Below are 22,781 nucleotides of genomic sequence, written 5' to 3'. Positions count from 1 at the left end.
GGTTAAATCAATGTTCCGATAAAATGGCATTATTCTTGTTAATGAAATATTAATTTTAAACAAATCAAACAAACTATGAAGAAAACATTAGTGATTCTTGCATTGACTATTTTTAGCTTTGCAAATGCTCAAAAAGGTACGTACTTGGTATCAGGAAGTGTCGGATTTTATTCCCAGAAAGTAAATTCTTCTGGAAATCATGCGACTCAAAATAATTTTGGTATTACGCCGAAAATCGGCTACCAATTTACCGAATATTTGACAGTTGGTGTTCAAACTAGTGCTTCATTTACTAAAAATGAAACAGATTCAGGCAATGGTAAATCTAACTATTACGGTATCGGCGCATTTGTTCGCTACTCAAAACCATTAAGTGAAATGTTTGAAGTATATGCAGATTTAGGTTCAGGTTATAATTTTGGTAGTGGAAACTATACGAATACTAATAATACAACAGTAAATACAAATAAATCAAATGGATTTGGTTTAAGTGTCACACCAGCATTATTACTTAAAATCAAAAATGGGTTTGCATTAAATTTTGGTTTTGGAGGATTAGGATATAACTTTAACAAAGTCACTTTTGAAAATGATTCTAATAATTTTCAAAAAACAAAAAATTTTGAGTTCACTTTTGGCCAAACATTTTCTGCAGGAATTTCAAAAAATTTTTAATCCCTATTCTTTTTAATTTAAAGAAAGCATTCGTTTTACGGATGCTTTTTATTTTTAGAATAATCTCATTAAGATTTATATATTTACCCTAAACTATATAGATATGATTTTAAAAAATACACAATCGGGCAGTTTCTTGAAAAACTACAAAAGTATTTTATTGCTACTCTGCGGAATTGTAGCCGGAAGTATATTGGGATTGGTTTTTGGAAAAGGGGTAGAAATCATCAAACCATTAGGTGATATATTTTTAAATTTACTGTTTACAGCAATAATACCGTTGATTTTTTTTACCATTGCATCTTCGATTGCCAGTTTAGAGAAATCAGAAAAATTAGGAAAACTATTTGTGGTTGTGATCGGTGTGTTTTTAAGTACCGTACTAATTTCGGCAATATTAATGATTATTGGAGTGTTGCTTTTTCCGATTCATCAAGATATCATCATTTCAAAAATACCACTGGAAAGTATCCAAAGTAGCAATACAGGATCGCAAATTACCCAATTGCTGACAGCAGGCGATTTTTATGAATTGCTTTCTCGAAAAAGTATGTTGGCTTTAATTATATTCTCTTTTTTAATAGGTTTTGCCAGTTTACGTTCAGGTGAGAAAGGAGCCAGTTTTAGAGATTTTTTAAATTCTGGAAACGAAGTAATGAAACATTTGCTGCATCTGATAATGAAAACCGCTCCAATAGGATTAGGGGCTTATTTTGCTTATCAAGTTGGTATATTCGGACCACAATTATTTGGAGCTTACGCAAAACCATTGGGACTTTATTATGGGGTTTGTGCTTTCTATTTTGTTGTGTTTTTCAGTTTATATGCATTTATGGCTGGTGGGAAAAAGGGACTAAAAGTCTTTTGGGGTAATAATATCACGCCTGCATTGACGGCTTTGGGAACGTGCAGCAGTATAGCGACAATTCCAGCCAATTTAGAAGCAGCGGAGAAAATGCATATACCGGAACACATTCGTAATATTGCTATACCATTAGGTGCGCCTTTGCATAAAGACGGATCCAGTATGTCGTCAATTATAAAGATTGCAGTTATTTTTGCCATGTTTGGGAAAGATTTTACGGATCCGCACACTTTGTTACTGGCTTTAGGTATTACAGTAATCGTTTCGGTGGTTGAAGGTGGAATCCCAAATGGTGGTTATATAGGAGAGATTTTGGCTATTACTATTTATGGTTTTCCCATGGAGCAAGCATTACCTGCTGCTATGATTGTTGGGACTTTAGTGGATCCAATGGCCACTTTATTGAATGCCAATGGCGATGTGGTTTCGTCAATGCTGATTACCCGAATTGCGGATGGTAAAAAATGGCTTTCGGCAAGCTTAACTTCATAAATTGTTTCTGTAATTACAGTTTAAAGAAAAACAGGTCGTTTTGTTTCGAAAATCATTTATGTGGAGTTACTTAAACACAATTTTATCCTGCCTTTTTTAGTTATTATGTAATTAAAAACCAGTTTTATAGAGAATTCTTTTTTTGTTTAATAAAATCAGAATTTTTCTTTGGCGCACTAAAAATAATTTATACATTCGCATAGAATTAATACACAAAAAATAACATCATGTTGAATAGCCGATTTTATTTTAGCAATACTTATTATTTCTTCTGGAAAGAGGATAGGGATTGTCGTATGGTTATTTAATTATAAAATTAAATTGATAATTATAAATATACAATCCCGATGTGAATCGGGATTTTTTTTTGCCTAAAAATTTAGAATATGAATGCTAAAATTGCAATACAAGGTATAAAAGGCTCATTTCATCATCAGGTGGCACAGGAGTATTACGATCAAAATATTGAGGTAGATGAATGTTTGTCTTTTGAAGAATTGATTGATAGTCTAATGTCAGGCAAATCAGATCAGGCGGTTATGGCGATAGAAAATTCTATTGCGGGACCAATAATTCCTAATTATGCTTTGATTGACAAAAATAATCTACATATAATTGGAGAACATTACTTAGATATTCATCAAAATTTTATGGCTTTAAAAGGTCAAAAAATAGAAGATATTCTGGAAGTGCATTCACATCCGATGGCATTATTACAATGTATGGAATTTCTGAAAAAGTATCCGGATATAAAATTAGTCGAAGATAAAGATACCGCTGAAACAGCAAGAAGAATACATCAGCATCAGCTGAAAGGAATTGCGGCAATTGCGAGCAAAACGGCTGCTGAAATGTATGATTTAGAGATTTTGGCACCGGAGATTCAGACGATAAATAATAACATGACACGATTTGTTATCATTAATAAAGCCGATAATTTTGTTTCTAAAAATGAAATAAACAGAGCTTCCATCAAATTTGAATTGGATCACAAACGAGGAAGTTTAGCGGCAGTTTTGAATGTAATGAGTGATTGCAAATTGAATTTAACCAAGATACAATCCTTGCCAAAAATAGAAACACCCTGGAAATATTCCTTTTTTGTGGATGTTACTTTCGAAAAATACGAAGATTATGCTAAAGCAAAAGCATTGCTGACCATTATGGCAGAATACTTTAAAGTTTTAGGCGAATATAAAAATACAAAGCCATGACTACTATAGCGAAACGCCTCGATATAATCGAAGAATACTATTTCTCTTCAAAATTGAGAGAGGTAAGACAATTGGCTTCTGAAGGGAAACCAATTATCAATATGGGAATTGGAAGTCCGGATTTACAGCCTTCACAAGCTGTGATTGACGCAGTGATTGCAGCAATGAAAGATGAAAATGCGCATCAATACCAGAGTTATCAGGGATTGCCGGAGTTGCGACAAGCTATGGCTGATTTTTATCAGAACAACTTTCAAGTGGCATTGAATCCTGCTAACGAAATTTTGCCTTTGATGGGTTCCAAAGAAGGAATTATGCACATTTCATTGGCTTTCTTGAATGAAGGAGATCATGTTCTGATTCCAAATCCAGGATATCCAACCTATACTTCGGTGACGAATTTAGTAGGAGCAGTTCCGGTTTATTATGACTTAAAAGAAAATAATAACTGGGAACCTGATTTTGAAGCTTTGGAAAAATTGGATTTATCGAAAGTGAAAATCATGTGGATTGGTTATCCGCATATGCCGACAGGAGCAAGAGGAAGTTTGGAGTTATTTGAAAAATTGGTGGCTTTCGCCAAAAAATATAATATTTTGTTAGTCAATGACAATCCATATAGTTTTGTTTTGAATGACAATCCGATGAGTTTATTGCAAGTGGAAGGTGCTAAAGAAGTAGCTTTAGAATTGAATTCGCTGAGCAAAACTTTTAACATGGCCGGCTGGAGAGTTGGAATGGTTTTAGGAAATGCAGCGTGTATTGATGCAGTTCTAAAAGTAAAAAGCAACATGGATAGCGGAATGTTTTACGGGATTCAAAAAGGAGCAATTGAAGCTTTGAAAAGTGACAAAACTTGGTTCGAATCGATGAACGCTATTTATAAAAAACGTAGAATTCTTACCGAGCAATTGGCTGAAAAATTAGGCTGTAAAGTGAATAAGGAAGGCGTTGGATTATTTGTTTGGGCAAAATTGCCCGAGGGAATTACATCAGCAGAGAAATTCATTGATGAAATTTTATATGACAAATCTATCTTTATTGCGCCGGGAACCATTTTTGGTTCTAATGGAGAAGGATACATTCGATTTGCATTATGTGTAAAAGAGGAAAAAGTACAGGAAGCAATTGACAGATTTGCATAAAACAAATATCCGTTTAAGAAAAATAAAAGTTCTAAAAAACGAGATACACTAGCCCTGATAGAAGCGGTATCCTTTCTAGTCCTGAACTTGTTTCACGATCCTGAAACAAGTTCAGGACTAGAAAGATATAGCGAATAGCAGGATTAGCTACAAAAAAATAAGAAATGAAAGTATTTGTAATTGGAATAGGGTTGATAGGCGGTTCGATGGCATTGGACATTAAAACCTTTCATCCGGAAGTCAAAATTTATGGAATTGATAACAACGAAAGTCATTTGGCGGAAGCCTTAGCTTTAGGAGTTGTGGATTCTGGCGCAAGTTTTGATGATTTAATTAACGCCGATTTTGTGATTGTTTCTGTTCCGGTTGATGTAGCGTTGACTGTATTGCCAAGAGTTTTGGATGTTATTGGGGATAATACGATTGTTTTTGAAGTGGGTTCAACTAAAATGCCCATTTGCGAAGCGGTATCCAATCATCCTAAAAGGAGGAATTTTATAGCAACACATCCTATTGCAGGAACGGAATTTTCAGGTCCATCGGCAGCGATAAAAGGATTGTTTCAAGGGAAGACGAATATTATTTGTGAGGTGGAGAAAACAACTTTCAAATTACAGGAAAGAGCTTTGCGACTTTTCACCGCGATGGGAATGAGGATTCGGTATATGGACCCAAAATCGCATGACAAACATATTGCTTACGTTTCGCATTTGTCACATATTAGTGCTTTTATGCTTGGGAAAACGGTAATCAATAAAGAGAAGGATGAGCAGGATATTTTTGATATGGCGGGCTCGGGTTTTGAAAGCACGGTTCGTTTGGCCAAAAGTTCCCCAGCAATGTGGACGCCTATTTTTAAACAAAACAGGAAACAGGTTATGAAAACATTGGAAGAGTACATTTCGAATTTATCAAAATTTAAAGAATTATTAGAAAAGGAAGATTACGATGCGATTTACAATGAAATGCATAGTGTCAATAAAATAAAGGAAATATTAAACGGAATGAAAGCCCCCTAACCCCCAAAGGGGGAATTAGTAAAACAACTAAAAAATAATTAACAACAATCATCCATTTTCGGCTCCCTTCCCTTTGGGGATGGCTGGGGTGGGGAAAAAATTAGAAAAGATGGAAAACAAGAAAGAAATGAGAAATTGGTTGAATGAATTCAATTTGACCCATCCATTAGTGATAGCAGGACCTTGCAGTGCTGAAACAGAAGAACAAGTATTGAAAATTGCACATGAATTGAAAGATTCAGATGTAAGTATTTTTAGAGCAGGAATCTGGAAACCAAGAACGCGTCCGGGAGGATTTGAAGGTGTTGGAGAAATAGGTTTGAAATGGTTGAAAAAAGCGAAAGAAGAAACTGGATTGTTAATGGGAACGGAAGTGGCAAATGCAGCTCACGTAAAATTAGCTTTGGAATATGATATCGATGTATTGTGGATTGGTGCCAGAACGACCGTAAATCCTTTTGCGGTGCAGGAAATTGCAGATGCTTTGGCTGGAACTAAGAAAATTGTATTGGTAAAGAACCCAGTAAATCCAGATTTATCATTGTGGTTGGGTGGTGTAGAGCGCTTGTACAATGCAGGAATTGAAAAATTGGGTGTTATTCACAGAGGTTTTTCTACTTACGAGAAAACAAAATACAGAAACATTCCAGAATGGCAAATTGCTATCGAATTACAAAATAAGTTTCCTGATTTACCATTAATCATCGATCCGTCTCATATTACTGGAGACCGCAAAATGATTCTTGAAGTAACGCAACAAGCGCTGGATTTGAATTATGACGGAATGATTGTCGAAACACATACTGATCCTGATAATGCTTGGAGTGATGCTGCACAACAAGTGACTCCTGATGCTTTGAAACAAATTTTCATTGATTTAAAAGTTAGAAAGTTAGATGATGTTTCGGATGAGTTTACGCTTAAGATGAAAAAATTAAGAGCTAATATTGATGTTTTAGATGCAACTTTGTTAGAGCTTTTGGGCAAAAGAATGAAAGTAGCGGACGAAATAGGTCAGGTGAAAAAAAACGCGAACGTCGCTGTATTGCAAAATAATCGTTGGAATGAAATCCTTGGAAAAATGATTTTGGATGGTGAGAAAAAAGGATTGACAGAAGAATTTGTGCTAAAAATGTTCAAAGCGATTCACCAAGAAAGTATTGGTCACCAGGAAAAAGTGTTGAACAAATAATCAATATTTTTTCAAATAAAAAATCCCTATAGCTTTTGTCAAAAGTTGTGGGGATTTTCCATTCTTAAGTGTTTGTAAAGTTGTTCAAAGTGAAAAACTTTAAACTTTAAACCTAAAACAAATGTCAAAAGTTGTGGGGATTTTCCATTCTTAAGTGTTTGTAAAGTTGTTCAAAGTGAAAAACTTTAAACTTTAAACTTTAAACCTAAAACAAAAAATTATCTTTGCAAAGTCTTAGGTTTTAAATCAGAAATCTAAAATCGTTAATCTTCAATCAAAAATCCTCAATGACAGGACTAGTTTACAAATCTACAGGAAGTTGGTACACCGTAAAATCAGAACAAGGGGATTTTATCGAATGCCGTATGAAAGGGAAATTCCGAATCAAAGGAATCAAAAGCACCAATCCTATTGCTGTGGGTGACATTGTGGATTATGAACTCGAAGAATCATCCGATACCGTTACAGGAACCATCCATAAAATTCACGACAGAAAGAATTATATTGTTCGGAAATCAGTGAATTTATCACATCAGATGCATATTATTGCTTCTAATATTGATCGGGTTTTCTTGTTGGTAACCATCAATAATCCTCCAACAACTTTTAATTTTATTGACCGTTTTCTGGTTACTGCCGAAGCGTATGGAATAGAAACGATTTTAGTTTTTAATAAAATTGACACCTTTGACGATGATACGCTTGATGAGCAATTGTATATGCAGCATGTGTACCAAGAAATTGGATACAAATGTTTGCGCGTTTCTTCTACGGAAATGAAGGGGATTGAGGAGTTGAAAGCAATGATGATTGGCAAAGTGAGTATGTTTTCAGGACATTCTGGTGTTGGGAAATCAACTTTAGTGAATGCCATGGAACCTGCTTTACATCTAAAAACAAAAACAATTTCTGAAGCAAGCAAGCAAGGACAACACACGACGACTTTTGCCGAGATGTATGATTTATCTTTTGATGCCAGAATTATTGATACCCCAGGTATCAAAGGTTTTGGGATTGTCGATATGGAAAAAGAAGAGATCAGTGGTTATTTTCCTGAATTTTTCAAATTGAAAGAGCAATGTAAATTCAATAATTGTTTGCATAAAGACGAACCGCATTGTGCCATCAAAGCAGCTTTAGAAAAAGATGAAATCGCTTGGTCCCGTTATAGAAGTTACCTTAAAATACTGGAAGGGGATGATGAAAATTACCGTACTGATATCCATAACGAAGACCGTATAATAAGCGATAAAACGAGGGAGTAAGCCCCCTAACCCCCGAAGGGGGAACTCCAATAGTGGTGTTTAAATTAGTTGTGATTTATGGTTTTCTTAATTTTTGAAATATGATTGAATATTTTTATTTACGTTGTAATTCCCCCTTTGGGGTTAGGGGGCTATGAAAGTTGTAATTCAAAGAGTTTCCTCGGCCTCAGTAACCATAGACGATAAAACCGTAGCCGATATCCAAAAAGGATTGTTGGTTTTAGTTGGTATTGAAGATGCCGATGTACAAGAAGATATAGCTTGGTTAGCTGCAAAAATAGCCAACATCCGTATTTTTGGGGATGAAAATGAAGTTATGAACTTATCTGTTAAGGATATCGACGGCGATATAATTGTGGTAAGTCAGTTTACATTGCATGCTTCCACCAAAAAAGGAAATCGTCCTTCGTATTTAAAAGCTTCAAAACCAGAAGTTGCCATTCCAATGTATGTGAATTTTGTTAAACGCCTAGAAATTGAGTTGGGTAAGAAAGTTCAAACAGGAGTTTTTGGTGCGGATATGAAGGTGCTTTTGTTAAATGATGGTCCGGTAACTATAATTATTGACAGTAAAAATAGAGAATAAAATGAACCTAAAAAACTCCCAAGAAGACGTTGACACTTGGATCAAAGAACACGGCGTTCGTTACTTTAACGAACTAACTAATATGGCACAGCTTACAGAAGAAGTAGGTGAAGTGGCCCGAATCATTGCCCGTCGGTACGGAGAGCAATCCGAGAAAGAAAGCGACAAAAACAAAGATCTTGGCGAAGAATTAGCCGATGTGGTTTTTGTGGTTTTATGTCTTGCGAATCAAACCGGAATCGATTTACAAGCGGCTTTCGATAAAAAAATGGATATGAAATCCATTCGTGACAAAGACCGCCACAAAAATAACGAGAAACTAAAATAATGTTATAAGTAAGGGCAAAGTTTTGGTGTATGATTTTTTTAAAATAAATTTACCAAAACCGACCAAACAACCAATAAAATGAATTTACTGTTACACACTTCCTATTCCAATTTACAAGCTCAGATTACAGTTACCGGATCAAAAAGCGAAACCAACCGACTATTGTTATTAAAAGTATTGTTTCCCAATATTACTTTAGCGAATACTTCAAACTCTGATGACAGTGAAGTAATGCAAAAAGCATTGAAAGGGAACGAAGAAATAGTAGACATTCATCATGCGGGAACGGCGATGCGTTTTTTAACGGCTTATTTTGCGGTAAATGAAGGCCGTGAAGTGGTTTTGACTGGTTCGCCAAGAATGCAGGAACGTCCAATAAAAGTTTTGGTGAATGGCTTGGAACAGTTGGGAGCGCAAATCTCTTATGAAAAAGAAGTAGGTTATCCGCCTATCCGAATCAAAGGACAAAAAATCACAGCTTCTAAGGTGAACATTCCGGCAAATGTAAGCAGTCAATACATATCCGCATTGTTATTAGTTGCACCAAAATTAGAAAACGGTATCGAAATCACTTTGGTAGGGGAAATCACTTCGGTTCCCTATATCAAAATGACTTTGGCATTGTTGAATGATTTAGATATTAAAACCAGTTTTGAAGGAAATGTTATTACGGTTTATCCAAAACAAGAAGTAGCATCAAAAGTAATGACCGTAGAATCCGATTGGAGTTCTGCTTCGTATTTTTTTAGTTTGGTTGCTTTGTCCGAAAGTGCTTCTATTTCATTGACCAGTTATAAAGAAACCAGCTTACAAGGAGATTCGGCTTTGGTTGAAATTTACAAGCAAATGGGTGTGGAAACGCATTTTGAAGGTAACAAAATGACTTTGGTAAAACAGTCTGACTTCAAACCGGAAACTTTAAACTTAGAATTAAATAACACACCTGATATTGCCCAAACGATTGTAGTTACTTGCCTTGGATTAGGTATTGGTTGCCATCTTACCGGACTTCATACCTTAAAAATTAAAGAAACGGACAGGCTGGAAGCACTACGAATTGAACTGACAAAATTGGGAGCGGATATAGCCGTTACCATTGATAGTTTGACGCTTGTGGCTTCATCCAAAATCAATCACAATATTAAAATTGCTACGTACAAAGATCATAGAATGGCGATGGCATTTGCACCTTTGGCCTTGAAAGTGCCAATAATCATCGAAAATGCCGAAGTAGTTTCTAAATCATACCCTGATTTTTGGGAAGACATGAAAAAATTACATTTTAATGTATCTGAAATTTTGTAAATGAAATTTTGCTTAGTGCCTTTGCGCCTTTGTGGCAAAGGACTTTTGAAAATAAACAGCAAAACACTTGACAACGCCTATCTCACAATCGTATATTTGCAAACGATTTAGAATTTTGCTGTCCAGAGAGAAGTTGAAGGACATAATTTATAAGTCATAACTCATAACTTTATCAAATGAAATTATCACATTTTCAATTCGATTTACCAAAAGAACTTCTTGCCGAATATCCAGCTGAAAACAGAGACGAATCACGTCTAATGGTTATTGATCGTAAGAAGGGAACTATAGAGCATAAAATGTTTAAAGACGTTATCGATTATTTTGATGACGGAGATGTTTTAATTCTGAATAATACTAAAGTTTTCCCAGCACGTTTGTATGGAAACAAAGAAAAAACAGGAGCAAGAATCGAAGTTTTTTTACTTAGAGAATTAAACTCTGAGCAAAGACTTTGGGATGTTTTAGTTGATCCGGCACGTAAAATCAGAATTGGTAACAAATTATATTTTGGGGATGATGATTCATTAGTTGCTGAGGTAATTGACAATACTACTTCTCGTGGTAGAACATTGCGTTTTCTTTACGACGGTTCTTACGAAGAATTCAGAAATAAATTAACAGAACTTGGAGAAACTCCAATCCCAAAATACATTTCTAGAGATGTAACCCCGGAAGATGCGGAACGGTACCAAACTATTTATGCTAAAGAAGAAGGTTCTGTTGCAGCACCAACAGCAGGTTTGCACTTTTCTAAAAATCTATTGAAAAAATTAGAGATCAAAGGAATTAAATTTGCCGAAGTTACACTTCACGTAGGTTTAGGAACTTTCAATCCAGTTGAGGTAGAAGATTTATCGAAACACAAAATGGACTCTGAGGAATTAAAAATCACTCAAGAAGCGTGTGATATTGTGAATGAAGCCAAAGCTAAAAAGAAACGTATTTGTACCGTAGGAACTACTTCTATGCGCGCCGTTGAAAGTTCAGTGTCCTCACATAACACCTTGAATCCTTTTGATGGATGGACAAATAAATTCGTTTTTCCTCCACATGATTTTGCTATTCCAACATGCATGATTACTAATTTTCATACTCCAAAATCAACTTTATTAATGATGGTTTCAGCGTTTTGCGGACATGATTTAATGAAAAAAGCGTACGCAGAAGCAATTGAAGAAGGATACAAATTCTATTCTTACGGAGATGCTATGTTGATTATCTAATAGTCAATTTATATAAGGTTAAAAAAAATCTCGTCAGTAATAGCGAGATTTTTTTATGCAATCTTATAAAATAAAATGATAATGGCGTTTTCCGGGCTGTACATTGCAAGTTTTTCACAAAAACAAAGCAATACTAGCACTGCGGGAGCTTCCTCCAGTCGCTTCCTCGTTGCTGTATTACTATTTGTTTTTGTAAAAAAAGCTTTCCATTTCCATCCCTAACGCAATGTTCCTGGTCTCGATTACTTATAATTTTAATTTACTTGATAAACCAGTTTTACAGTAATATTTGCTGTTTTATTTTTGGATTGCGTATTAAAAGAACCGCCATAAGAAAAATCTTCCGATGAATTTTGTCCTGTAATTTGAAAAACACCCATGTCTGATTTTTTTAGATTTCCAAGATTTGCATCTGCATTTTTAGCAATGCTTTTGGCTCTTATACTTGCGTCTTTCGTAGCTTCAGCAATCATTTTTATTTTTAGTTCGGCTAATTTAGTGTAGTAATATTCAGGAGGATTCAAATAAAATTCTACTCCTGAATTTATCAGTTCGCTGGATTGTCTCGAAATTTCTTCAATTTTATTTACTTCCTTAGATTGGATAATCACACTTTGAGTCAACGTAAATCCTGTGAAAAATTGTTGTTTTGTAGTCCCGTTTTCATTGAAAATAGTTTGAAAATCTTTATTGAAATTCACTGCCGAAAATACCATCTCATTCGGAGCAATTCCTTTGCTTGACAAATAGCTTTTTATTTTTTCGCGGTCAGCATCTAATGCAGCATAGGCTTCCTTTAGAGTCGCACTTTTTTTAGAGAAAGAGCCACTCCAAACTATCAAATCAGAAACAAAATCTTTTTTTCCTAAACCAGTTACACTTATGTTATCATTATTTTTATTTCGATTCTGAAAAGCATTCGAAAATAAATAAGCAGAAATCACCACGGCCACCGAAATAATAATAACGTTAAAATTGTTTTTAAGCATGGCTTTGAGGTTTTTTAATTCAATCAAATATAAACAAATAACGAGTAGTTTCTTAATTCCCTATAATAATGGGCTACTATTTTTTCATTCAGAATTTTAACTTTTGTATCTGTCGTCAATCCTCTAAAAGTCTTTTCTCTATCTGTCTTTTTTTACTACTTTTACCAAACAAAATACAAAAGATGACTTTCGAAAATACACTTGAATTTGCACAACAACTTGATGCACAAGATCAATTAAATAAATACCAAGATGAATTTATTTTTCCAAAGGTAAACGGGAAAAAGGTGATTTATTTCACTGGAAATTCATTGGGATTGCAGCCTAAACGTACTAAAGGGTATGTGGATGAGATTATGAATGACTGGGCGAACCTTGCCGTTGAAGGTCATTTCTATAGCGAAAAACCATGGTGGGATTACCATGAACGATTTGCGAATCCGTTGAGTATAATAGTTGGGGCGCTTCCAAGTGAAGTTACCGTGATGAACACGTTAACAGTAAATCTGCATTTACTGATGGTTTCCTTTTACCGACCTACAGCAACCCGATATAAAATCATTTGTGAAGAAAAGGCATTTCCTTCGGATCAATATATGTTCCAAAGTCAGGTTCATTTTCATGGATATAAACCAGAAGATGCAATTGTTGAAATCAAGCGTCGCGATGGGGAACACAACATTCGTTTGGAGGATGTTTTGGCCAAAATTGAAGAAGTAGGTGATGAGTTGGCTTTGGTTTTAATTGGCGGTGTTAATTATTACACAGGACAGGTTTTTGATATGAAAACCATAACAACAGCAGGTCATAAAACTGGCGCAAAAGTAGGCTGGGATTTGGCTCACGCAGCTGGAAATATTAAATTAGAACTTCATGATTGGAATGTAGATTTTGCGGCTTGGTGCAGTTATAAATACATGAACTCAGGACCGGGAAACGCTTCGGGATGTTTTATTCATGAAAAACACCATAATAATTCGGAGTTGCCGAGATTCGCCGGTTGGTGGGGACACAATAAAGAACGTCGTTTCAAAATGGAACCGATTTTTGATCCGGTTCATGGTGCTGATGGTTGGCAAATTAGTAATCTTCCGGTACTTTCGTTAGCACCATATTTAGCATCCGTAGAAATGTTTGATGAAATAGGAATGGACGCGTTAATCGCCAAAAGAGATAAAATCACATCCTATTTGGAATTTATCCTTCACGAAATAGACAAAGAAGTCGATAGTAGCTTTGAAATTATTACACCGTCAAATCCATCAGAAAGAGCTTCGCAATTATCAGTATTGCTGCATGGAGAAGGGCGTAGTTTGTTTGATTACTTAATGAAAAACGGTGTAATCACGGATTGGCGTGAACCTAATGTGATCAGATTGGCTCCCGTTCCATTATATTGTTCATTTGAAGACATGTACCGTTTTGGACAAATATTGAAAGCGGGAATAACAGGTTAAGTTTATCATCAGACTACTTAAAAAATAGTTTAAATTCTATAATTTTTATGGGATCGTTTGAACGTTCTTTGTCGAGTTATAAATTCTAAAATTTAAAATCATGAAAAATATATATTTTATAGTAGTAGCTTTAATTATCGTTTCTTGTAAAGACCAAGGGAAAACGGAAATGCAAGCCAAACAAGCTAGTGTCGATTCCATTAAAGAAGCAACAGCGGATTCAATGAATGTCGAATTTGAAAAGCAAAAAGTTATCGATTCGATGCAAATTGAAATGGACAGAGTTCAAAATGCTAAGATTGAAACCCAAAAAGAAGTAGTAATTGTCAATCGTCAAGAAGCACCTAACACAACTACCACAACCACCACAAAAAAGAAAGGTTGGAGCGGAGCTGCAAAAGGGGCTGTAATTGGCGCTGGCGTTGGGGCCGCGACTGGAGCAATAATAAGTAAGAAAAAAGTTCAGGGAGCTATAATTGGTGGTATTGCGGGTGCTGGAGTTGGTGCCGGAACTGGTGCTATTATAGATGGAAAAAAGGAATAAGTTTATTCTTTATAATAAGAAAGAGTGTTTGAGTTCTAATCGAATTTAAACACTCTTTTTTTTGGTTAATTTTCGTTTAATACGAATCCAAGTTTTGAATAATTTCGGTAGCCTTTACTTTGATTTTATACAGTTCTTCAGGATTCATTTTATTCAATAAATTTAGCATCATTCCCATACGTTGATTTCCTTTAAAATACTCTTTTTTCTCATCAAGGAAATTCCAGTACAGCGTATTGAAAGGACACGCTTTGTCTCCAAATTTGTCTTTGACATTATAATGACATTTGCTACAATTATTACTCATTTTATTGATATAACTTCCGGAGGAAACATAGGGTTTTGTGGCAATAATTCCGCCATCAGCATATTGTGACATTCCGCGGGTATTTGGCATTTCGACCCATTCTATCGCATCTATGTATACGCCAAGGTACCACGCATCTACTTCATCAGGATGAATTTGTGTCAGTAGCGTAAAATTCCCTATCACCATGAGGCGTTGAATATGATGTGCATAAGCATCGTCTAAACTTTGATTGATAGCGTGACTCATGCAATTCATCTTGGTTTTACCCGTCCAGAAAAAATCAGGCAACTTGTTATAGTTTTTTAGGGCATTCATGTTTGCATAATCGGGCATTTCTTTCCAGTAAATTCCCCGAATGTATTCCCGCCAACCCAGAATTTGGCGTACAAATCCTTCTACTTGTGAGAGGGATACTTCGGCTTCATTCGCATCATAAAAAGCAATAACCGTCTCGATAACTTCTTTTGGCGAAAGCATTTTACTATTCATAGCAAAAGACAAACGGGAATGGAAGAGGAATTTTTCATCGGTGTGCATCGCATCTTCATAATCACCAAAATGTTTCAGCAGATTAGTACAGAAATGAGCTAAAACTTCCAGAGATTGTTCACGTGAAGTAGGCCAGCTGAAATTATGGGAATCAATGTTCCCAATAGTTACTATACCTGCTTCTTTTATTTGAGCAATAACTTCAGAAACGTTTGTGTGAAAATTTTTTTCTGACGGAACAGGAACTTCGCCTTTGTATTTTTTGCGATTATCGGCATCAAAATTCCATTGGTTGCCCAAAGGATTTGATCCATCCATCAAGATGTGATGTTTTTTACGCATGTTGCGATAAAAGTTCTCCATTAGCAACAATTTCTTGCCTTCAAAAAAATCTGAAAGTTCATGACGTGTAGTATAAAAATGTTCTGACTCAAAAGCTTCTGACTTTATTTTTAGATTGCGACAAATCGTTTTTAATTGTTCGTTCAGTCGGTATTCATCTGGTAATTGGTATTCGAATTTTTCGATTTTGTATTTTTCGATACAAGCTCCAATGATATTTTCTAAATCTTGTGGATTGTCTTCCTCGGTTATTTGAAAATAGACGGCTTGGTGTCCATGTGTCTGTATCGCTGTATAAAAATTCCGCATCGACAGAAAAAAGGCGACAACTTTTTGGATATGATGTTTGACATAATCCGTTTCCTGACGCATTTCTGCAAGGACATAAATTGTGTTGTTATCACTTTCCTGAAACCAAGAGTGCTGCAGGTTTAGCTGATCACCAAGTATTAACCGTAGTTTTTTCATTCTTATTTTTTGAAAAATGAAGTAGTAGGAAGTTCTTTTCGTGCATATTCAAAACGATCCACTAATTTGGGTAAACAATACCCATCAAGTCCATTTAGCGCTATAACATTTCCTTTATCAATTTGTAACCAACCATCTTTGTGCTCTAATTCTGCTTCAAAAAACAAGTTTTCGATAGACGCAATTACATGAATTGTATCATTTTCCTTGATGTAATACTCATTTACATATTTGCAATACAATTGAACCGGGCTTCCTTTTACAAATGGGATTTGAATATCATTTTTATACTCTTCTTCCAGATTTGTTTTGTCAAATTCGGAAATTCCCAACTCATAATTAGCTGATGTATGGTGTGCATCTTCAATCATGTCAACAGTAATATGATTTACGGTAAAAAAGCCAGTTTCTCTGATATTTTTGTACGTGTCTCTGGGTACTGTTGTAGGACGCATAATAAATCCAATCAAGGCAGGATTGCTTCCTAAATGGGTGACACTGCTGAAAATAGCTACATTGGATTTTCCATCAAGTGATTTTGTAGCCAGAAGATTAGCCGATTTATAGCCAGTACAGGAATTGATTAAATTCAATCTTTCTACTTTCTCCATTTGAGAAATATCGTCTTTAGAAATGTGTTTCATGTCTTTTTAATTTAAAAACAAAGGTACTTTTTGTTTAAGTAAATATAAAATAAAGCAAACAAAAATAAATATATTTATGCAAAATTGTTTTTGAACCCAAAAAAGGTCTAAAAAGTAATTGTTTAAAATAACTTACAAATCATATATATTTGTCTACCAATTTATTCAAAGATGAAAATACTCAAAAAAGTTCTTCTGGTTTTACTTTCGTTACTAGTGATTATAGCAATTGCTTTAGTTGTTTATGGTTTTTATCTAAAACCAAAATACGAAGGGGAAGTGCAATTAAAAAATATCCAGAAAGAAACGACAGTTTATTTTGATGAATTTGGAGTGCCGCATATTTATGCCAATAATTCAAAAGACGCGATGGAAGCGTTGGGTTATGTGCATGCGCAGGACCGATTATGGCAAATGGAATTGATGCGTCGCATCGCTCCAGGACGTTTATCAGAAATATTTGGTTCGGTAGCATTAAAAAATGATAAATTTTTTGCTGGGCTTGGCATCGAACAAGCTTCTGCAAAAGCAATTGCAGCTTTGGATAAAAATAGTCCAAGTTATCAATTGACGATGGCTTATTTGGATGGAATCAATCAATATATCGATGAGGGAAAAACTCCGATTGAATTCATTTTAGTTGGTGTTAATAAAGAGAAGTTTACTATAAAAGACGTTTATAATATCTTTGGTTATATGTCCTTTAGTTTTGCAATGGCTCAAAAATCGGATCCGTTGATGACTGACATTCGAAACAAATACGGAATGAATTATCTCAAAGATTTTGGTATTGATGGCTCTTTTAATACCACTCGAATTAAAAATGCAAAAGAACAACCCCAGGAATATGCCGCAATCGCTAATTCTATAGCTTCACTTTTAGACCAGTCTCCAATTCCTCCTTTCGTGGGAAGTAACAGTTGGGTAATTGCGCCACAGAAAACGAAAAACGGCAAGGTGATTTTTGCCAATGATCCCCATATTGGATTTTCACAACCGGGGACTTGGTATGAAGCACATATCCTAACGCCGGATTTTGAGTTATACGGTTGTTATTTAGCTGGAACGCCTTTTCCTTTGTTAGGCCATAACAGAGAATATGCGTATGGTTTGACGATGTTTGAAAACGATGATGTCGATTTTTATCAAGAAGAAAATAATCCCTATAATGCCAATAAATATAGAACGCCAATTGGTTTCAGTAATTATGAAACCAGAAAAAAAATCATAAAAGTAAAAGATGCTTCGGATGTAGTTTTGAAACTAAAAATCAGTCGTCATGGACCAATTATGAATGATATGATTGACGGTTTAAATAAAGACAAACCCGTTGCGATGTCTTGGATTTATACCCAACAGCCCATTCAGATTCTCGATGCGGTTTATATGCTTTCGCACGCTAAAAGCAAGGCTGATTTTCAAAAAGGAGTGGCTTTAATCGCTGCGCCGGGATTGAATGTAATGTATGGCGATGCCAAAGGAAACGTGGCTTGGTGGGCAACCGGGAAGTTATACAAACACAATGAAGGTGTGAATACTAATTTTATTTTGGATGGTGCGAGCGGCAAAGATGATATTACCGAATATCTGGATTTCTCCAAAAACCCTTCGGCGGAGAATCCGGAATGGAATTATGTATATTCTGCCAATAATCAACCGGAACCGATTGATGGATTTTTATATCCTGGATACTATCTTCCAGAAGACAGAGCCAAAAGAATCACTCAATTGCTAGATCCAAAATCCAATTGGGATAAAGAAGCCGTAAGTAAAATGATGTTTGATAATACCTCAGTAGTTACGCCAGAAGTTGTGGCGACTTTAATTTCGAATGTGAATTATAATGGACTTTCTAAAAATGAAAAAGAAGCAATTACTATTTTGAAATCCTGGAAAGGATCTACTAATCTGAGTGATGTGGCTCCGACAATTTACAACAAATGGATTTATTTTTATTTAAAAAATACCTTTGAAGATGAACTTGGCGCGACTAATTTCAAGCAGTTTCTAGGAACACACATCATGAAGCAAATTGTTGCGAAACAATTGGTGAATGAAAATTCACTTTGGTGGGATAACATTGTGACTAAAAATTTGAAAGAAAACAGAAGCCAGATTCTTTCGAAATCTTTCAAAGAAGCAATTGCGTCCTTAGAAAAACAACTGGGAAATTCAGTTCCTTCGTGGACTTGGAATCGAGTTCATGTTTTGGAACATCAGCATCCTTTGGGAAAGGTGGCGGCCTTGAGAAGAATTTTCAATGTGGGACCATTTGAAGTTCCGGGCTCTAATGAGGTAATCAACAATCAGTTTTTTGATTATACCGATGAAGCAGAATACGTCGTAAAAGGAGGTCCGTCAACAAGAAGAATTATTGATTTTTCGGATGTAGAAAATAGTTGGAGTATTTTGCCAACAGGACAATCCGGAAATCTGCTGAGTTCTCATTATAACGATCAGGCTGAGCTTTACAATGACGGAAAGTTCAGGAAAATGAAAATGAATAAAGCAGAGATTGTTAAGACTTCGACGAAATTAGTTTTCAGACCCCAATAAAATACAGGTTTAAAAAGCTGTGATTATACGGATTTTTCACTTTTCTGGTTAAAACTGATTTAGTTGATAGCAGGATTTGCGTGAGGGATTTAAGTGAAAATCCCACGCTTTTTAGCGTGGATTGCAACAAAAAGCCCGACCCGACTTTTTTGGGAGGGTCACGCCCAAATAAATCTGCTAAATTGCCTGATTCTGTTGATTATTACTTAATTTTGCCAACTTACACTTACTTTTTTCTTGATGCAAACATCTAAAAAAATAGCAATTGTTGGTTCCGGTTTAGTCGGTTCCTTATTAGCTATTTACCTCCGTAAAGCGGGTCATATTGTTCATGTTTATGATCGTAGTCCAGATATCCGACAAATTCAATTTTCGGGTCGTTCCATAAATTTGGCAATGTCAAACCGGGGTTGGAAAGCGTTAGATGCAGTTGGAGTAGGGGATGACGTTCGAACTATAGCGATACCCATGGACAAACGTGCCATACATTTGGTTGACAAACTAAATTTTCAGAATTACGGTCAGGAAGGCGAATCAATTTATTCGATTTCGAGAGGTAGTTTGAACAGGAAAATGATAGACTTGGCAGAAAATGCGGGTGCTGAATTCTTCTTTGAACATAAAATTTGGGATGTAACTTTAGAGGATGCAACTTTACATATTGGTGAAACTGAAAGAGGGGCTTGGGAAGACAAAAAGTACGATATGGTTTTTGGAGCGGATGGTGCTTTTTCCAGAATTCGCCATCGTATGCAACGCCAAAGCATGTTCGATTATTCACAAGAGTTTTTACCCATTGGATATAAGGAATTGAATATACCTGCAAATCCGGATGGCACACATAAATTAGACAAGAATTCTTTTCATATATGGCCTCGAGGGGAATACATGTTGATTGCATTACCTAATTTAGAAGGTAGTTTTACCTGTACTTTGTTTATGCCTTTCGAAGGAGAGAATTCCTTTGATTCATTGAAAGATCAAAAAGAGGTAGAAACTTTCTTCGAAAAAAACTTACCCGATACGATTGATGTAATCCCAAAATTGACTGAAGATTTCTTCAAAAATCCAACTAGTACATTGGTAACCATGAAATGCTATCCATGGACTTATGATGATAAAGTGGCGCTAATTGGCGATGCTTGTCATGCTATTGTCCCTTTTTACGGACAAGGTATGAATGCCGGTTTTGAAGATATTTCGGTACTTTATGAAATGATTGAAAAGTATGGCGACGATTGGAAAATGATTTTCTCAGAATATGAAAAATCCCGTAAACCCAATGCTGATGCGATTGCGGAACTTTCGTATCGCAATTTTTTGGAAATGAGTTCTAAAACCGCCGACGAGAAATTCCTGTTGCAAAAGAAAATAGAAAAACATTTTTCTGACAAACATCCTGATAAATGGATTCCGCTTTACAGTCGGGTTACATTTAGTGATCGTCCGTATGCTGAGGCTTTGGCAATTGGCGATTATCAAAATGCCATTATGGAAGAAGTTTTGAGAATGGAAAACATAGAAAATATCTGGGAGAGTAAAGAAGTAGAAAATAGGATTTTATCTCTTTTGGAATAAAAAATAACAATCCAAATTCAATCATCAAAGTAATAAAATTGAATTGCTGCTGTTAATCCTCCTCGCGGTGAACTTTTGTAAAATCGAAAGCCGGTTTGCAAATGGCAATATATTCACAGGGTTCGTCAAAAGGATTGGAATATTGAACTTTGGTATTTTTCTCGATTTTTATGGACTGGCCCGTTTCAAGAATGACGATTTCCCCTTCAATGTTAAATTGTTTCTTGCCTTTTATTATATAAGTGTATTCTTCAAATTCAGGCGTTTGAAAGGGTTCGCTCCATTTTGGCGGAGCAATCATGTGTGCAATTGATATTTCGGGATTATTTGTGGTTGCAATTCCGTGATGCTCTTCTATTAATTTACCATCAGTTGTTGGAACTACAAAAGGGGTTTTTTGGATAAAATATTTTTTCATTATACGATTACTTTTTAAACATTTTGGACAAAACACCAAAAGCGCCTCTTATAAAAGTAGCACTTGTCAATACTTTAAGAACTGATTTCCCTACAACATCAGCAGTAGTAGGTCCTTTGTCTTCTGCTTTTTCTTCTTCTTGCTCTGAGACTTCTTGCTGAGCTACTGCTATTTTTTTGTTAAGCATTTCGTAGGCACTTTCTCGGTCAATAAGTTCGCTGTATTTTTTTACCAGTTTTGATTTGTTGTTGATTTCCTGAATTTCGCTTTCAGTTAAAACATCCATCCGGCTCATTGGGGCTCTCATCATCGTAGCTACAAGTGGTGTTGGAATTCCTTTTTCATTCAATGCCGTAACTAATGCTTCCCCAATTCCCAAACTGGTCAGGACTTCATCGGTTTTGTAATATTCTGAAGTAGGGTAATTATCGGCTGTTTTTTTGATTGCGTCTCTGTCATTTGCGGTAAAAGCCCTCAAAGCATGTTGTATTTTTAAACCTAATTGTGCTAAAATGCCGCTGGGAATATCCATAGGATTTTGAGTTATAAAATAGACTCCAATTCCTTTAGAACGAATTAGTTTAACAATGGTTTCTATCTGATCCAATAATGTTTTACTGGCTTCATTGAAAATCAAATGGGCTTCGTCAATAAAAATAACTAATTCAGGCTGGTCCATGTCCCCTTTTTCAGGCATTTGCTGGTAGATTTCAGCCAATAAACTCAACATGAATGTGGAGAATAATTTGGGCTTGTCTTGAATGTCCGTCAAGCGGATAATATTGACATATCCTTTTCCGTTTTCATCAATGCGCATTAAATCTTCAATGTCAAAAGACATTTCCCCAAAAAATAGTTCTGCTCCTTGTTGTTCGAGTTCAATTATTTTTCTAAGAATAGTGCCAGTAGTAGAAGTGGATATTTTGCCATAGTTTTCCTCAATTTCGTCCTTTCCTTCTTCGGTGATATAATTGATTACTTTTTTGATGTCTTTTAAATCCAGTAAGGCCATTTTATGGTCGTCACAATATTTGAAAATTACAGAAACTACCCCTGCTTGTGTATCATTTAAATTTAATATCCGGGAAAATAAAACAGGTCCAAATTCTGAAACAGTGGCACGAAGACGAACACCATTTTGTTCTGAGATTGTTAATAGTTCAACAGGAAAGCTGGATACAGTATAAGGGATATTTATTTTGGCATGACGTTCGGTTATAAAAGGTTTTTCTTCTCCTTCTTTTGCAATGCCACTAAAATCTCCTTTTATGTCCATCATTAACACTGGAATTCCCAAAAATGATAATTGTTCCGAAAGGACTTGAATGGTTTTAGTTTTTCCGGTCCCGGTGGCGCCCGCAATCAATCCATGACGATTTAATGTCTTTAAAGGTATTTTGACAGGAGCATCAGCCAAAGCCTCGCCATCGAGTATAGCTCCACCCAGAATGATGCTTTCTCCTTTATAATCGTGACCTTCATTAATGTTTTTTATAAAAGCCTCTTTCCTGTTCATGATATTTTTAAATTAAAATTAAATGCAAGTTATTGTTTTTTTTTAAATTGATGTTGTTTTTAGTATTTTCAACTATTTTATTGCTTTTTTGTTAAGAATTGTTAAAAAAAACATTTTATTTGTCTTCGGATGGTATATTGACATATTGTTATTATATT

20 protein-coding genes are annotated in these 22,781 nt (G+C 35.4%); 15 read left to right on the top strand and 5 right to left on the bottom strand.

The window, feature by feature from the left end:
• Nucleotides 1–75 precede the first annotated feature (75 nt).
• From ACFX5E_RS08210 to queA, 11 genes are all read left to right on the top strand, one after another.
• Nucleotides 76–675, top strand: coding sequence for an outer membrane beta-barrel protein (locus tag ACFX5E_RS08210; protein WP_379854715.1), 600 nt, complete (start codon nucleotides 76–78; stop codon nucleotides 673–675).
• Between the two features lie 103 nt (nucleotides 676–778).
• On the top strand, nucleotides 779–2,032 hold the full coding sequence (locus ACFX5E_RS08205; protein WP_379854714.1) for a dicarboxylate/amino acid:cation symporter: 1,254 nt from the start codon (nucleotides 779–781) through the stop codon (nucleotides 2,030–2,032).
• 386 nt (nucleotides 2,033–2,418) lie between these two features.
• The gene (locus ACFX5E_RS08200; RefSeq protein ID WP_379854713.1) at nucleotides 2,419–3,246 is read left to right on the top strand and encodes a prephenate dehydratase; all 828 of its coding nucleotides are present in this window, start codon (nucleotides 2,419–2,421) and stop codon (nucleotides 3,244–3,246) included.
• Nucleotides 3,243–4,391 carry a pyridoxal phosphate-dependent aminotransferase gene (locus ACFX5E_RS08195; protein ID WP_379854712.1) on the top strand — a complete coding sequence of 383 codons (1,149 nt, stop codon included), beginning with the start codon at nucleotides 3,243–3,245 and terminating at the stop codon, nucleotides 4,389–4,391. The genes ACFX5E_RS08200 and ACFX5E_RS08195 overlap by 4 nt, the downstream gene beginning before the upstream one ends.
• Before the next feature lie 164 nt (nucleotides 4,392–4,555).
• Nucleotides 4,556–5,410: a prephenate dehydrogenase gene (locus ACFX5E_RS08190; protein ID WP_379854711.1), complete on the top strand. Its 855-nt coding sequence runs from the start codon at nucleotides 4,556–4,558 to the stop codon at nucleotides 5,408–5,410.
• A gap of 109 nt (nucleotides 5,411–5,519) precedes the next feature.
• Nucleotides 5,520–6,602 carry a chorismate mutase gene (locus ACFX5E_RS08185; protein ID WP_379854710.1) on the top strand — a complete coding sequence of 361 codons (1,083 nt, stop codon included), beginning with the start codon at nucleotides 5,520–5,522 and terminating at the stop codon, nucleotides 6,600–6,602.
• 287 nt (nucleotides 6,603–6,889) lie between these two features.
• On the top strand, nucleotides 6,890–7,867 hold the full coding sequence (gene rsgA / locus ACFX5E_RS08180; RefSeq protein ID WP_379854709.1) for a ribosome small subunit-dependent GTPase A: 978 nt from the start codon (nucleotides 6,890–6,892) through the stop codon (nucleotides 7,865–7,867).
• A 133-nt stretch (nucleotides 7,868–8,000) separates the two neighbouring features.
• Nucleotides 8,001–8,453 carry a D-aminoacyl-tRNA deacylase gene (gene dtd / locus ACFX5E_RS08175; protein WP_379854708.1) on the top strand — a complete coding sequence of 151 codons (453 nt, stop codon included), beginning with the start codon at nucleotides 8,001–8,003 and terminating at the stop codon, nucleotides 8,451–8,453.
• A 1-nt stretch (nucleotide 8,454) separates the two neighbouring features.
• A complete protein-coding gene (locus ACFX5E_RS08170) occupies nucleotides 8,455–8,781 on the top strand; it encodes a nucleotide pyrophosphohydrolase (RefSeq protein ID WP_379854707.1) in 327 nt (108 codons plus the stop codon).
• A 78-nt stretch (nucleotides 8,782–8,859) separates the two neighbouring features.
• Nucleotides 8,860–10,086, top strand: coding sequence for a 3-phosphoshikimate 1-carboxyvinyltransferase (aroA, locus tag ACFX5E_RS08165; RefSeq protein WP_379854706.1), 1,227 nt, complete (start codon nucleotides 8,860–8,862; stop codon nucleotides 10,084–10,086).
• Nucleotides 10,087–10,262: 176 nt separating this feature from the next.
• Nucleotides 10,263–11,312, top strand: a complete 1,050-nt coding sequence (gene queA / locus ACFX5E_RS08160; RefSeq protein WP_379854705.1) for a tRNA preQ1(34) S-adenosylmethionine ribosyltransferase-isomerase QueA — start codon at nucleotides 10,263–10,265, stop codon at nucleotides 11,310–11,312.
• Between the two features lie 254 nt (nucleotides 11,313–11,566).
• Here queA and ACFX5E_RS08155 read toward each other — a convergent pair whose 3' ends face one another.
• A complete protein-coding gene (locus tag ACFX5E_RS08155) occupies nucleotides 11,567–12,301 on the bottom strand; it encodes an SIMPL domain-containing protein (RefSeq protein WP_379854704.1) in 735 nt (244 codons plus the stop codon).
• Nucleotides 12,302–12,483: 182 nt separating this feature from the next.
• On the opposite strand from ACFX5E_RS08155, the gene kynU reads away from it, so the two are divergent.
• Together kynU and ACFX5E_RS08145 are read left to right on the top strand one after the other, a co-directional pair.
• A complete protein-coding gene (gene kynU, locus ACFX5E_RS08150) occupies nucleotides 12,484–13,758 on the top strand; it encodes a kynureninase (RefSeq protein ID WP_379854703.1) in 1,275 nt (424 codons plus the stop codon).
• 100 nt (nucleotides 13,759–13,858) lie between these two features.
• Nucleotides 13,859–14,302 carry a glycine zipper family protein gene (locus ACFX5E_RS08145; protein WP_379854702.1) on the top strand — a complete coding sequence of 148 codons (444 nt, stop codon included), beginning with the start codon at nucleotides 13,859–13,861 and terminating at the stop codon, nucleotides 14,300–14,302.
• 76 nt (nucleotides 14,303–14,378) lie between these two features.
• On the opposite strand, the gene ACFX5E_RS08140 is transcribed toward ACFX5E_RS08145, so the two are convergent.
• Together ACFX5E_RS08140 and ACFX5E_RS08135 are read right to left on the bottom strand one after the other, a co-directional pair.
• On the bottom strand, nucleotides 14,379–15,911 hold the full coding sequence (locus ACFX5E_RS08140; RefSeq protein WP_379854701.1) for a cryptochrome/photolyase family protein: 1,533 nt from the start codon (nucleotides 15,909–15,911) through the stop codon (nucleotides 14,379–14,381).
• Nucleotides 15,912–15,913: 2 nt separating this feature from the next.
• Nucleotides 15,914–16,555 carry a flavin reductase family protein gene (locus ACFX5E_RS08135; RefSeq protein WP_379854700.1) on the bottom strand — a complete coding sequence of 214 codons (642 nt, stop codon included), beginning with the start codon at nucleotides 16,553–16,555 and terminating at the stop codon, nucleotides 15,914–15,916.
• Between the two features lie 171 nt (nucleotides 16,556–16,726).
• Between ACFX5E_RS08135 and ACFX5E_RS08130 the strand changes: the two genes are divergently transcribed.
• Entirely contained in the window at nucleotides 16,727–19,111 is a 2,385-nt protein-coding gene (locus ACFX5E_RS08130) for a penicillin acylase family protein (protein ID WP_379854699.1), read from the top strand.
• Between the two features lie 240 nt (nucleotides 19,112–19,351).
• Complete coding sequence (locus ACFX5E_RS08125; RefSeq protein WP_379854698.1) at nucleotides 19,352–20,689, top strand: FAD-dependent oxidoreductase; 1,338 nt, start codon at nucleotides 19,352–19,354, stop codon at nucleotides 20,687–20,689.
• Nucleotides 20,690–20,741: 52 nt separating this feature from the next.
• Here ACFX5E_RS08125 and ACFX5E_RS08120 read toward each other — a convergent pair whose 3' ends face one another.
• Both ACFX5E_RS08120 and ACFX5E_RS08115 read right to left on the bottom strand, forming a co-directional pair.
• On the bottom strand, nucleotides 20,742–21,107 hold the full coding sequence (locus ACFX5E_RS08120) for a cupin domain-containing protein (protein WP_379854697.1): 366 nt from the start codon (nucleotides 21,105–21,107) through the stop codon (nucleotides 20,742–20,744).
• 7 nt (nucleotides 21,108–21,114) lie between these two features.
• Nucleotides 21,115–22,623, bottom strand: coding sequence for a helicase HerA-like domain-containing protein (locus tag ACFX5E_RS08115; RefSeq protein ID WP_379854696.1), 1,509 nt, complete (start codon nucleotides 22,621–22,623; stop codon nucleotides 21,115–21,117).
• Between the last annotated feature and the right edge of the window lie 158 nt (nucleotides 22,624–22,781).

It is taken from the genome of Flavobacterium xylosi (genome assembly GCF_042787345.1).
In the GTDB taxonomy this organism is placed as follows: domain Bacteria; phylum Bacteroidota; class Bacteroidia; order Flavobacteriales; family Flavobacteriaceae; genus Flavobacterium; species Flavobacterium xylosi.
The sequence above is the reverse complement of the archived record's forward strand: the minus strand, read 5'-3'. Positions and strand labels throughout refer to the sequence as shown.

What these genes read in the sequence shown, in the direction of transcription:
- ACFX5E_RS08210 (WP_379854715.1), top strand. Translation starts at nt 76, where the DNA reads ATGAAGAAAACATTAGTGATTCTTGCATTGACTATTTTTAGCTTTGCA.
- ACFX5E_RS08205 (WP_379854714.1), top strand. Translation starts at nt 779, where the DNA reads ATGATTTTAAAAAATACACAATCGGGCAGTTTCTTGAAAAACTACAAA.
- ACFX5E_RS08200 (WP_379854713.1), top strand. Translation starts at nt 2,419, where the DNA reads ATGAATGCTAAAATTGCAATACAAGGTATAAAAGGCTCATTTCATCAT.
- ACFX5E_RS08195 (WP_379854712.1), top strand. Translation starts at nt 3,243, where the DNA reads ATGACTACTATAGCGAAACGCCTCGATATAATCGAAGAATACTATTTC.
- ACFX5E_RS08190 (WP_379854711.1), top strand. Translation starts at nt 4,556, where the DNA reads ATGAAAGTATTTGTAATTGGAATAGGGTTGATAGGCGGTTCGATGGCA.
- ACFX5E_RS08185 (WP_379854710.1), top strand. Translation starts at nt 5,520, where the DNA reads ATGGAAAACAAGAAAGAAATGAGAAATTGGTTGAATGAATTCAATTTG.
- rsgA (WP_379854709.1), top strand. Translation starts at nt 6,890, where the DNA reads ATGACAGGACTAGTTTACAAATCTACAGGAAGTTGGTACACCGTAAAA.
- dtd (WP_379854708.1), top strand. Translation starts at nt 8,001, where the DNA reads ATGAAAGTTGTAATTCAAAGAGTTTCCTCGGCCTCAGTAACCATAGAC.
- ACFX5E_RS08170 (WP_379854707.1), top strand. Translation starts at nt 8,455, where the DNA reads ATGAACCTAAAAAACTCCCAAGAAGACGTTGACACTTGGATCAAAGAA.
- aroA (WP_379854706.1), top strand. Translation starts at nt 8,860, where the DNA reads ATGAATTTACTGTTACACACTTCCTATTCCAATTTACAAGCTCAGATT.
- queA (WP_379854705.1), top strand. Translation starts at nt 10,263, where the DNA reads ATGAAATTATCACATTTTCAATTCGATTTACCAAAAGAACTTCTTGCC.
- ACFX5E_RS08155 (WP_379854704.1), bottom strand. Translation starts at nt 12,301, where the DNA reads ATGCTTAAAAACAATTTTAACGTTATTATTATTTCGGTGGCCGTGGTG.
- kynU (WP_379854703.1), top strand. Translation starts at nt 12,484, where the DNA reads ATGACTTTCGAAAATACACTTGAATTTGCACAACAACTTGATGCACAA.
- ACFX5E_RS08145 (WP_379854702.1), top strand. Translation starts at nt 13,859, where the DNA reads ATGAAAAATATATATTTTATAGTAGTAGCTTTAATTATCGTTTCTTGT.
- ACFX5E_RS08140 (WP_379854701.1), bottom strand. Translation starts at nt 15,911, where the DNA reads ATGAAAAAACTACGGTTAATACTTGGTGATCAGCTAAACCTGCAGCAC.
- ACFX5E_RS08135 (WP_379854700.1), bottom strand. Translation starts at nt 16,555, where the DNA reads ATGAAACACATTTCTAAAGACGATATTTCTCAAATGGAGAAAGTAGAA.
- ACFX5E_RS08130 (WP_379854699.1), top strand. Translation starts at nt 16,727, where the DNA reads ATGAAAATACTCAAAAAAGTTCTTCTGGTTTTACTTTCGTTACTAGTG.
- ACFX5E_RS08125 (WP_379854698.1), top strand. Translation starts at nt 19,352, where the DNA reads ATGCAAACATCTAAAAAAATAGCAATTGTTGGTTCCGGTTTAGTCGGT.
- ACFX5E_RS08120 (WP_379854697.1), bottom strand. Translation starts at nt 21,107, where the DNA reads ATGAAAAAATATTTTATCCAAAAAACCCCTTTTGTAGTTCCAACAACT.
- ACFX5E_RS08115 (WP_379854696.1), bottom strand. Translation starts at nt 22,623, where the DNA reads ATGAACAGGAAAGAGGCTTTTATAAAAAACATTAATGAAGGTCACGAT.